Below are 11,485 nucleotides of genomic sequence, written 5' to 3' on the forward strand. Positions count from 1 at the left end.
CCCCCCCCCGCCCCCCCCCCCCCCCCCCCCCCCCCCCCCCCCCCCCCCCCCCCCCCCCCCCCCCCCCCCCCCCCCCCCCCCCCCCCCCCCCCCCCGCCCCCCCCACCCCGTACCGCCCCCTACCTCACCCCAACCCCCGCCCCCTCATCCGCACCCGCGTCCGCGTCCGCGTCCGCACCCGCATCCTCATCCGCCCCCTCCGGAACAATGCCCAGCGCGGCGTCCTTCGCGGCTTCGGCCTCGCGGCGGAAGAGGCGGAACCACATGAAGACGACGAAGCCGGCGAAGACGAACCACTCGCCGGTGTAGCCGAGGTTCTGGAATGCCTTGAGGTCAAGACCGCTGCCCTCGGCGGCGGCCGGCGGGACGGCGCGCAGCGGGGCCTGGGCGTCGCCGAGGGTGATCCAGGCGTCGTAGACGTGGTACGGCACGATGTTGACCAGCGACGCCGCGCTGATCATGCCCAGCTGGCCCTTCGGCAGGCCACCGGTGGCCTGCACGCCTGCGGTGCCCTCGTTCTCGGATGCCTGGAGCGCTCCGGTGACGGTCACCTCGCCCTTGGGCGGTGCCGGGACCTTGGCCGTGTCGGCCCGGGAGTTCGCGTCGCCCGGCAGCCAGCCGCGGACCACGGGGAGGGCCTTGCCGCCGTCGGTACGCAGCAGGGTCAGGACGTAGAAGCCCGGAGTGTCGTGCTGCTTCCGGTCCAAGGTGCGGTCCGGGACGAGCAGTTGGTGGTCGGTGTCGTAGGTGCCTCGTGCGCTGGCCTGGCGGCCTGAGGTGACCTGGTCGACGGGGAGCAGGCTGTCGAGGGGCCGGGCCGCGGCTGCCTTGGCGTCGGCGGAGCGGTCCTCCTGCTGCTGATGCGTGTCGACGCGTGCCTCGAAGCGGCTCAGCTGCCAGCTGCCCATGAAAATGCAGAAGGGGATCGCCAGTACGGCGAAGACGTTGATTCCCCACCACCGCGGGGTCAGCAGGAACCGGTACACGCCCCCAACGGTACGGGGCCCGAACGGCGGGGCTGCACCGCCCCCTCCACGGTGCAGCCCCGGCCGCCAGGACCTGGGCCGCCTACCTCACTCGGTCGGCAGCACCCCGGTGCGGTACACCGTGCCGGAGCACGCGTCCTTGATCGTGGCGTCGGTGGCGGCGGGCTCGCCGGCCTCCGGCGTGTGGCTGAGCATGATGCCGCCGGGTGCGGCGCCGTCGCCCGAGCCGCCGCCGTCGCCCGAGCCGTTTCCGCTGCCGTCCTGGCCGTCGCCGCCTCCTCCGCCGCCTTCGCCCGCGGTGGCCGGCGAGGAGTCGGCCGCCGCGGCCGGCGACTTCGAGGGCTCGGGGGTGGGCGAGGGGCCCGGGTGTGCGCAGCCGGTGGTTCCGCCGCCGGCGTCGGGAATCCAGGCGAACTTGACCTCGTATGCCTGCCCGGGTTTGAGAACCAGCTGGTCAGGGGCGGTTGCGGGGTCGGGGAGCCCGGTGGCCTCGTCGCCTGACGTGTGGTCGACGACGTGGATGTGGTCGGCTTTCGTGGAGCCCTGGGCCACCGCGTCGACGGTGCCGCCGCCGTCGACGGAGCAGGCCGCGTCCGAGGTGTTGACCACCCGGAACGCGCCGTAGACGCGTCCCCCGGAGTCGGCCGGGCCGACCTTGCCGGTCGCCTTGCCCAACTGCTCGCGTCCGCAGACCGGCGAGGTGACGTCCATCGTCTCGTACGGGTCGGGGGTGCCGGAGCCGACGTCCTGTCCGGGGCCGCCCTTCCGTGTCGCGGTGCCGTCGCCATCGGGCTCGCCGGAGCCGCGGTGCCTGCCGTCCTTGCCGGTGGGCGGCGCGCCGTGGTCTTCGGGGCCGTCGCCGTACGGGCCCGCGACGGTGCCGTCGGCGCGTTGGCTGCTCGCCGCGTTCGCCGGGCGGTCCGCGGAGCCGTCGTCCAGGGTCGCGACGTGCACCATGGCGGGGATCGAGGTGCCGCCGAGCAGCAGTGCGGCGGCGGCGCCCACGACGGCGTGCCGACGGCGCCTGCGGCGGGCGGGTACGGCGCGGCGCAGCTGGTCAAGGGCGTCCGGTGCGGGCTCCAGGTCGTCGACGGACGACCGCAGCAGCCGCCTCAGTTCGTCCTCGCCACCGAATCCGCCGTCCGGTGGGCGGGGGGCGGAGGGGAGAGAGGCGAGGGAGGGGACGGGGGTGGTGGCGTCGAGGTCGTCGTCACGGTGGCCCGGGAATCGGTCGCCGCCGTACGGTCCGTCGCCGTACCGCCCGCCGCTGTACCGCCCGTCGTCGTACCGTCCGCCGCTGCCGTATCCGTCGGCACCGCTGTCAGCCCGGTCATCGGCATCACCGTCGGCACCGCCCGCATCACCGACACCGATGTCATGACGGAGCGCCGTCAGCCACTGCCCGCCCGGATTCCGCACCGGGTCCGCTCGGGGGTCGGCCCGCCACCCGAACCTGGGGTCCGCCCCGTGCTCAGGGTTCAGCTCGTGCACAGGGTTCAACTCACGCGCAGGGTGCGCCCCGTGCCCGGGATACGCCCTGTTCGTGGCGTCCGCCCCGTTCGTGGATTCCGCCTCGATCTCACCGTCCGGGCCGTTCCCGGCAGCCGCCTCACCGCCGGAGTCCTCCCCCGGCGCGGCGTCCGCCCCGCGTCCCGGCACCCGGCCGACGGGCCAGGAGCCCGCGCCGGAGCCCGTCCCCGAACCCGTCCGGGATTCCCTACCGGACGGTTCCTGCGCCCCCGGCGTGCCGAAGGTCTTGCCGTTCATGCCGACGCCTCCATCGCGACGCGGAGCGCCGCGATGCCGCGCGATCCGTACGCCTTGACCGAGCCGAGCGATATTCCCAGCGTCTCGGCGACCTGGGCCTCGGTCATGTCGGCGAAGTAGCGCAGGACGAGCACCTCGCGCTGACGGCGTTGCAGACCGCGCATCGCCTGGATCAGCTGGTCGCGCTCCAGGAGGTCGTACGCGCCTTCTTCGGCGCTGGCCATGTCGGGCATCGGCTTGGAGAGCAGCTTCAGGCCGAGGATGCGGCGGCGCAGTGCGGAGCGCGAGAGGTTGACGACGGTCTGCCGCAGGTAGGCGAGCGTCTTCTCGGGCTCGCGCACCCGGCTGCGCGCGGAGTGCACGCGTATGAACGCTTCCTGGACGACGTCTTCGCAGGACGCGGTGTCGTCGAGGAGCAGCGCGGCGAGTCCGAGCAGGGAGCGGTAGTGCGTGCGGTAGGTCTCGGTGAGGTGGTCGACTGTGGTGCCCGCTGCCATCGCGTCGTCAGCGTCCCCGCGTTGGGGGGAGATCTGCGTGGGGCGCGTGGTGGGCCAGGGGGCGATCACCGGCATGCCCCCGGACGCACGGTGGCGCGGCGGGCGCACTGCCGCGCTCGCTGCGCCCGCTGGGGCGATCGTGAAACCGAGTACCTCTGCCACGCCTGTTGGACACGCTTCCCCCCGTCAGGGTTGTACGCGCAAGACACCACCTTCGACGATGCGTCAAATGCCCTCATGCGTACCAGCTCTTCCCCAATGCCCCATTTATTCCGACGCATTCACCCCCGGCGCCTCCGGAGCATCCGAGGTCACCCATGGCGTGCGTGACACTCTCAGACGCCCCCTGGACACCTCTCGGACACCCTGCATCTTGCGGACACCCTGCGGGGCAGCCACGAAGACGTTCCCCACCCGGCCACCGGTTGCAGTGCGGCGGAGAATAAATGGTCGGCCAGACCGTCAGCCCGGTTCAAGTAGCGCGGGCCAATGGCTTACACACAGAAACTTCACACGATTCACAAAGTATGTCCTAGCCAGCGCGTACCGGGACACCCGATCCCGCCAAGATGCGGCGCCCCGCGTCCGGAAAGCCACCGGACCGCCGGGCACCACACGCCCCGGAAGTCCGGCAGCGGAAGAGGCGGCTCCCGCTACGCGTGCCACTCCCCCGCGATCAACTCGCCGATCTGCGCGAGGTTCAGCGCGGCGCCCTTGCGCAGATTGTCCCCGCACACGAAGAACTCCAGCGCCTTCGGGTCGTCCAGCGAGCGTCTGACCCGCCCGACCCAGGCCGGGTCGGTGCCCGCCACATCCGCCGGCGTCGGGTACTCGCCTCCCGCGGGATCGTCACTGAGGACGACTCCGGGCGCGGCGGCCAGGATCGCGTGCGCACCGCCGACCGTGACCTCGTTCTCGAACCGCGCGTGGACGGTCAGCGAATGGCCCGTGATCACCGGCACCTGTACGCAGGTCGCGGTGACGGGGAGCCGGGGCAGCCCCAGCACCTCGCGGGATTCGTTGCGGATCGCGAGTTCCTCGGACGACCAGCCGTCTTCCTGGAGCGAGCCGGCCCACGGCACGACGTTGAGCGCGACCGGCGCAGGGAACGGCCCGAGCGCGTCACCGACCGCCCCGCGCACATCGCCCGGCACATTGCCCAACTCCGTTCCGGAGACCGCCGAGAGCTGGGCCCGCAACGTGTCGACGCCGGCCTTCCCCGCCCCGGAGACGGCCTGGTACGAGGAGACGATCAGCTCGCTCAGCGCGTACTCGGCATGCAGAGCGCCGAGCGCGACGATCATCGCGAGCGTCGCGCAGTGGGGGTTGGCGACGATGCCGCGCGGGCGCACCCGGACGGCGTGCGCGTTGACCTCGGGGACGACGAGGGGCACGTCCGGATCCCCCTGGAACGCGCCCGAATTGTCCACGACCACCGCGCCCTTGGCGGCGGCGACCGGCGCCCACCGCGCACTGACCGCGTCCGGTACGTCGAACATCGCGACATCGATGCCGTCGAAAACGTCCTCACCCAGGGCGAGGACCTCGACCTCCTCGCCCCGCACGGTCAGCTTGCGGCCGGCCGAGCGGGGGGAGGCGATCAGCCGGATCTCGCCCCAGGCGTCGGCCCGCTCGGAGAGGATCCCGAGCAGGACCGAGCCGACGGCGCCGGTGGCGCCGACCACGGCGAGATGCGGCTTACGTGCCGTACGGGCGTCCGCCCCCGCGGCGTGCGCGGAGGACGGACGTCCCGCCTCGGCCGGAATCATCGACCGGTGCCGCCATAGACCACGGCCTCGTCGCTGTCCGTGTCGAGGCCGAAGGCGGTGTGCACGGCGCGCACGGCCTCGTTGACGTCGTCGGCGCGGGTGACGACCGAGATGCGGATCTCGGAGGTCGAGATCAGCTCGATGTTCACCCCCGCGTTCGACAGCGCCTCGAAGAACGTCGCGGTGACGCCGGGGTTGGTCTTCATACCCGCGCCGACCAGCGAGATCTTCGCGATCTGGTCGTCGTAGCGCAGCGAGTCGAAGCCGACGGCCGCACGGGTCTTCTCCAGGGCGGCGACGGCCTTGCGGCCCTCGGCCTTCGGCAGGGTGAAGGAGATGTCCGTCAGCCCCGTCGAGGCGGCCGACACGTTCTGGACGACCATGTCGATGTTGACCTCGGAGTCCGCGATCGCACGGAAGATGCGCGCGGCCTCGCCCGGCTTGTCCGGAACGCCGACGACCGTGACCTTCGCCTCGGAGGTGTCATGTGCGACGCCCGAGATGATCGCCTGCTCCATCGGAAGGTCCCCTTGTGGTTCGTTGCTGACCCACGTGCCCTTCAGCCCCGAGAAGGAGGAGCGGACGTGGATCGGGATGTTGTAACGACGTGCGTATTCGACACAGCGGTGCAGCAGCACCTTGGAGCCGGAGCTGGCCAGCTCCAGCATGTCCTCGAAGGAGATCCAGTCGATCTTCCGGGCCTTCTTCACGACCCGGGGGTCGGCGGTGAAGACACCGTCGACGTCGGTGTAGATCTCACAGACATCGGCGTCCAGCGCAGCCGCCAGCGCGACGGCGGTGGTGTCCGAGCCGCCGCGGCCCAGCGTGGTGATGTCCTTCTTGTCCTGGGACACACCCTGGAAACCGGCGACGATGGCGATGTTGCCCTCGTCGACCGATGTCTTGATACGGCCGGGCGTGACATCGATGATCCGTGCCTTGTTGTGCACGGAGTCGGTGATGACACCAGCCTGGCTGCCGGTGAAGGACTGCGCCTCATGACCGAGGTTTTTGATCGCCATCGCCAGCAGGGCCATGGAGATCCGCTCTCCGGCGGTCAGCAGCATGTCGAACTCGCGCCCCGATGGAATCGGGGACACTTCCTGAGCGAGATCGATCAGCTCGTCCGTCGTGTCGCCCATCGCCGAAACCACCACGACAACCTGGTTGCCGTTCTTCTTGGCTTCGACGACTCGCTTGGCAACGCGCTTGATGCCCTCGGCATCCGCAACGGATGAGCCGCCGTACTTCTGCACGACAAGGCCCACGTGCGCTCCTCGCAACTGTCTCTTCGGGAGTTTCCTCCCGGACCCCCGGAAATGGGGGTACTGCGGTCGACTCAGTTTAGCGAGCAGGCGGAATCCGCCTCGCTGATACCGCATCCTGAGACACAAAGCTCACTCGTCGGTCATCCTCGATCACCGATCCGATCACCGTGCCCCACGGCGGATCCGCGCGGCGCACCGTCGCGCCCGCTCGGCCAGCACATGCCCGCTCCGGCACGGTGCACACGGGAACGTAAGCCAGGTCACACGGAGCCCCGGACGCGCCGCACACGGTTTCCGCCACCCCCGCGGCCCCGGCGTCTACACCCGCCGCAGCCCCAGCGGCCCGGCGATCTCGGCCGCCATGACCTTGCCGGCCTCCTCGGCGAGCCGCTCCTCGTCGTGGTCCGCGTCGCTGTCGGTGTCCAGGCCGTCCAGCGCGTCCAGCGGCTGGTCGAGGCGTACGTGGGCGACCAGCGACTGGAGCGCGCGCAGGGCGGCCGACGCGGTCGGGCCCCAGTTCGTGAGGTAGGAGAACTGCCACCACCACAGCGCTTCGCTGACCCGGCCCGCCCGGTAGTGCGCCAGGCCGTGCCGCAGATCCGTGACGATGTCGGCGAGGTCGTCGGAGATCCGGCAGGCGACCGGCTCGCTGCGCACCACGTACGGGTCGAAGACCTCGGAGTACACGTCGACCGGGTCGAGCAGCACGGCGAACCGCTCCCGCAGCTCGTCCACGTCCGGCTCGGGACCGCTGTCCGGTTCGTAGCGCTCGTCCGGGACGATGTCCTCGTGGGCGCCGAGACGGCCGCCGGTGAGCAGCAGCTGGGAGATCTCCAGCAGCAGGAACGGCACGGCGCTGTCCGGCTCGTCGCCCTTGGCGACCGCGGTCACCGCGACGATGAAGCTCTCGATCGAGTCGGAGATCGATACGGCGAAGTCGTCGGGATTCTGTGTCGCGTTGTGCAGCGTGGCATCAGACATCGAGAAGTCTCCTCCCTTCGAAGGCCCGCCCGAGCGTGACCTCGTCGGCATACTCCAGATCGCCCCCGACCGGCAGTCCACTGGCCAGTCGCGTCACCTTCAGGCCCAGATGCTTGGTCATCCGGGCCAGATACGTGGCCGTGGCCTCGCCCTCCAGATTCGGGTCGGTGGCCAGAATCAGCTCGGTGACGGTACCGTCGGCGAGCCTGGCAAGCAGTTCCCTTATCCGCAGGTCGTCGGGGCCGACACCCTCGATCGGGCTGATCGCCCCGCCGAGCACGTGGTAGCGACCGCGGAACTCCCGCGTCCGCTCGATCGCCACGACGTCCTTGGGCTCCTCCACGACGCAGATGACCGCCGGATCACGCCGCGGGTCGAGACAGACCCGGCACTGCTCCTCCTGCGCGACATTGCCGCACACGCTGCAGAACCGGACCTTGGCCTTGACCTCCATCAGCGCGTTCGCGAGCCGGCGGACATCGGTCGGCTCGGCCTGAAGAATGTGGAAGGCGATCCGCTGCGCGCTCTTGGGACCGACGCCGGGCAGCCTGCCCAACTCGTCGATCAGGTCCTGAACCACGCCTTCGTACACGGAACGTCTTCTTTCTCTTCTGCCGTACTCAGTACGCTAGTTGGCTACTCCTCAGAAGGGGAGACCGGGGATTCCACCGCCGCCGAGGCCCTGCGCCAGCGGACCGAGCTTCTGCTGCTGCAACTGCTGGGCGCTGGCGTTCGCGTCCCGCACGGCGGCGAGCACGAGATCGGCGATCGTCTCGGCCGTCTCCTCCGCGGATTCGGCGTCGACCGCCTTCGGGTCGATGACCAGACTCTGGAGCTCGCCGGAGCCGGTCACCGTCGCCTTGACGAGTCCGCCGCCCGCAGAACCCTCGACGGGCGTCTCGGCCAGCTCCTGCTGAGCCGCCGCAAGGTCCTGCTGCATCTTCTGGGCCTGCTGAAGCAGCTGCTGCATATTGGGCTGACCACCGGGGATCACGACGTGACTCCTGCCATACGACAACGATTGGTGCGGTAGCCCGAGCCTACGTGCTCCACGGGCCCGGCGCCCTACGCCGGACGGAGGAGCATGCGTGTACGGCCGGGCGCACACGGACACCCGCCGGACGCACACCCGGACAGCCCGTGCCCGACCCCGTCCACCCGCGATTCCGTCACCGTCGCGCCGTCGATCCGGCCGGTTTCCTCCCGGTGTCCGGCCTGTTCCGCCCGCCGCCTACGTGGCCGCCCGGTACCCAATCCGGGTGATCGGCGAGGGGGAGGGTGTGGCGAGGGCGGGGGCAGTGAGCGCGGGCCCGGCGGGCGCGGGCTTGGGCTCGGCAGGCATGGCACTACGGCTCACGGCCGGGCGCCCGCACCCCCACGCCCCGCCGCTCCCCTCCCCCGTCCTCACTCTCACTCGTTGTTGAACTCCTCGACCACCGTCGCGCCCAGTTCCCGCACGATCAGGTCGTGACCGCTCAGCGCGGAGTCCACCAGGTCCGGGTCGTCCTCGGCCGGCATGTCGTACTCGATCGCCATCGGAGGCGGCTCGGGAGCGGTGTACTCGGGCTCCGGAGGCCGTCCGCCCTGGCCGCCGCCCGATGCCGGAGGCGCCACGGCCTCCCGCGCCATCCGGGCCCCCTGGCCGCCGCCCTGACCGGATCCGGACCCGCCCGACGGGCCGCCCGGCTGCGGCGGAGCCGCCTGCGGCGCGGGCTGCGGCGCGGGGTTCTGTGCCGCTCCATAACCACCGGCCGGCCCACCGCCGCCGTAACCGCCGCCCTGGCCGCCGCCCCCGCTGCCACCACGGGCCCCGCCGGCCGGCGGATTGGTGCCACCCGACGGATCGACGATCGCCTCCACCCGCCACTGGACCCGGAACTTCTCGGCGAGCACGTCCTTCAGCACGTCCTCGCTGCCGCCGTTGGCGAAGCTGTCGCGCGCACCGGCGTTCGGGAAGCCGATCTGGAGTGTCGTGCCGTCGAAGCCGGACACCTGGGCGTTCTGGCTCAGCAGGATCCACGTGAATCGGCGGCGGCCCTTGACCGCGTCCAGAATGTCCGGCCACATCTGCCGCACCTGTGCCGCACCCGGCGCCCCTGGCGCCCCGCCCGCCTGCGGCTGCGCGGGGGCGGGCCGCTCCGGCTCGGGGGCCGCGGGTGGCGCGGCGGGTGCCTGCCGGGCACCCTGGCCAGGCGCCGTGGCCGACGGCCAGCCACCGGGCTGCCGTCCTCCTCCGGCACCGCTGCCGCCGCCCGCGCTCCCGGGCCACGCACCGGGCCGGGCGGGCGCACTCTCCGCAGCCGCCCCGGAAGCGGCAGGCGCATCGCCCACGGCAGCGGACGTACCCGCACCCTGGCCACCTGCCGCGGCAGCCCCGCCGCCCGTGCCGCCCGGCCAGGCACCCGGCCGCGCCGCGGGCTCGGCCCGCTCCGCCGCGTGCGAACCGCCCTGGGCCGCGGGCGCCGCGGCCGGCGCCTCGCCACCGGCCGCCCCGCCCACGGGAGCACCGGCACCGTCCGCCGCAGCACCGGCCCCGGACACCGGAGCCCCCTGCTCCGGCCCGGCGGCAGTGGCCCCTGCGGGCCCACCCGTCGCACCGCGCACCGCCGCACGCGCCGCGGCCGGACCCGCAGGACCTGCGGGCGGGCCCACCGGATGGGCCTCCGGACCCGGCACGTACCCGGCGGCGGGCCCGCCGCAGGAGGAGACCACAGGACCGCCGGCCCCGCCCGGGAAGGCGCCAGGACCCACCGGGCCGCCGCCTCCGCCGAGCGCCGCCGCGCCGGCCCCGCGCTCCAGCCTGTCGAGCCGCGCCTGCACCGACCGCTCGTCGTCGTAGGCCGCGGGCAGCAGCACCCGCGCGCAGATCAGCTCCAGTTGCAGCCGCGGCGACGTCGCTCCGCGCATCTCCGTGAGGCCGGTGTTGACCAGGTCGGCGGCCCGGCTGAGCTCGGCAGCCCCGAAGACGGACGCCTGCGCCGTCATCCGCTCCACGACGTCCGCGGGGGCGTCGATCAGCCCCTTCTCCCCCGCGTCCGGCACGGCCGCCAGGATCACCAGGTCACGCAGCCGCTCCAGCAGGTCGGCGACGAACCGCCGCGGGTCGTTCCCGCCCTCGATGACCCGGTCGACGACCTCGAAGGCCGCACCGCCGTCCCCGGCCGCGAACGCCTCGACGACCGAATCCAGCAGCGACCCGTCCGTGTACCCGAGCAGCGCCGTCGCCATGGCATACGTCACACCGTCGTCACCGGCTCCGGCGAGCAGCTGGTCCATCACGGACATCGAGTCACGCACCGAACCGGCTCCGGCCCGGACGACCAGGGGAAGCACCCCGTCCTCCACCGGGGCGGACTCCCGCCCGCACACGTCCGCCAGGTAGGTGCGCAGCGTCCCCGGCGGCACCAGGCGGAACGGATAGTGGTGCGTACGCGACCGGATCGTCCCGATGACCTTCTCGGGCTCCGTCGTCGCGAAGATGAACTTCAGGTGCTCCGGCGGCTCCTCGACCACCTTCAGCAGGGCGTTGAAGCCCGCCGAGGTGACCATGTGCGCCTCATCGATGATGTAGATCTTGTAGCGGCTGCTCGCCGGCCCGAAGAACGCCTTCTCACGCAGCTCACGGGCGTCGTCCACGCCACCGTGCGACGCCGCGTCGATCTCGATCACATCGATCGATCCCCGGCCGTTCCTGGCCAGGTCCACACAGGACTGGCACGTCCCGCAGGGCGTGGGAGTGGGACCTTCCTCACAGTTCAAGCACCGCGCCAGGATCCGCGCGCTCGTCGTCTTGCCACAGCCGCGCGGCCCGCTGAACAGATACGCGTGGTTGACGCGGTTGTTCCGCAATGCCTGCTGCAGCGGGTCGGTCACGTGCTCTTGCCCGATGACCTCGGCGAAGGTCTCGGGTCGGTAGCGGCGGTACAGCGCGAGGGACGACACGCATACGACGATATCGGCCCCCACCGACAATCGATCCGTCCCCAAGCTCTCGACTCCGCTCGAGCAGGGAAGACCCCAACCAAGCTCCCGCCCCCGCTCGAACAGGGGAAACCCCAACCAAGCTCCCGCCCCCGCTCGAACAGGGAAGACCCCATCCAAGCTCTCGACTCCGCTCGAGCAGGGGAGACCCCATCCAAGCTCCCGCCCCCGCTCGAACAGGGGAAACCCCAACCAAGCTCTCGACTCCGCTCGAACAGGGAAGACCCCACCCAAGC

General features: G+C 71.9%; 9 protein-coding genes. All 9 read right to left on the bottom strand.

Going from position 1 to position 11,485, the window contains the following annotated elements; all coding sequences use genetic code 11:
- Positions 1 to 119: 119 nt before the first annotated feature.
- The 9 genes from ACGFNI_RS34135 to ACGFNI_RS34175 all read right to left on the bottom strand — a co-directional run bounded on the left by ACGFNI_RS34135 (position 120) and on the right by ACGFNI_RS34175 (position 11,210).
- Positions 120 to 986, bottom strand: a complete 867-nt coding sequence (locus tag ACGFNI_RS34135) for an SURF1 family protein (protein WP_393689381.1) — start codon at positions 984 to 986, stop codon at positions 120 to 122.
- A gap of 87 nt (positions 987 to 1,073) precedes the next feature.
- Positions 1,074 to 2,753 carry a hypothetical protein gene (locus ACGFNI_RS34140; protein ID WP_393689383.1) on the bottom strand — a complete coding sequence of 560 codons (1,680 nt, stop codon included), beginning with the start codon at positions 2,751 to 2,753 and terminating at the stop codon, positions 1,074 to 1,076.
- Entirely contained in the window at positions 2,750 to 3,412 is a 663-nt protein-coding gene (locus tag ACGFNI_RS34145) for a SigE family RNA polymerase sigma factor (protein ID WP_393689385.1), read from the bottom strand. The genes ACGFNI_RS34140 and ACGFNI_RS34145 overlap by 4 nt, the downstream gene beginning before the upstream one ends.
- 491 nt (positions 3,413 to 3,903) lie before the next feature.
- A complete protein-coding gene (locus ACGFNI_RS34150) occupies positions 3,904 to 5,019 on the bottom strand; it encodes an aspartate-semialdehyde dehydrogenase (RefSeq protein WP_393689387.1) in 1,116 nt (371 codons plus the stop codon).
- Positions 5,016 to 6,287, bottom strand: coding sequence for an aspartate kinase (locus ACGFNI_RS34155; protein WP_393689389.1), 1,272 nt, complete (start codon positions 6,285 to 6,287; stop codon positions 5,016 to 5,018). The genes ACGFNI_RS34150 and ACGFNI_RS34155 overlap by 4 nt, the downstream gene beginning before the upstream one ends.
- A 318-nt stretch (positions 6,288 to 6,605) precedes the next feature.
- Complete coding sequence (locus tag ACGFNI_RS34160; protein WP_393689390.1) at positions 6,606 to 7,268, bottom strand: DUF5063 domain-containing protein; 663 nt, start codon at positions 7,266 to 7,268, stop codon at positions 6,606 to 6,608.
- A complete protein-coding gene (gene recR, locus ACGFNI_RS34165; RefSeq protein ID WP_393689391.1) occupies positions 7,261 to 7,860 on the bottom strand; it encodes a recombination mediator RecR in 600 nt (199 codons plus the stop codon). Before recR ends, ACGFNI_RS34160 begins: the two co-directional genes overlap by 8 nt.
- A 51-nt stretch (positions 7,861 to 7,911) precedes the next feature.
- Positions 7,912 to 8,262, bottom strand: a complete 351-nt coding sequence (locus tag ACGFNI_RS34170) for a YbaB/EbfC family nucleoid-associated protein (protein WP_393689393.1) — start codon at positions 8,260 to 8,262, stop codon at positions 7,912 to 7,914.
- Between the two features lie 416 nt (positions 8,263 to 8,678).
- The gene (locus ACGFNI_RS34175) at positions 8,679 to 11,210 is read right to left on the bottom strand and encodes a DNA polymerase III subunit gamma and tau (protein WP_393689395.1); all 2,532 of its coding nucleotides are present in this window, start codon (positions 11,208 to 11,210) and stop codon (positions 8,679 to 8,681) included.
- Positions 11,211 to 11,485: the final 275 nt, after the last annotated feature.

The organism is Streptomyces sp. NPDC048644 (genome assembly GCF_043199105.1).
Lineage (GTDB): Bacteria > Actinomycetota > Actinomycetes > Streptomycetales > Streptomycetaceae > Streptomyces.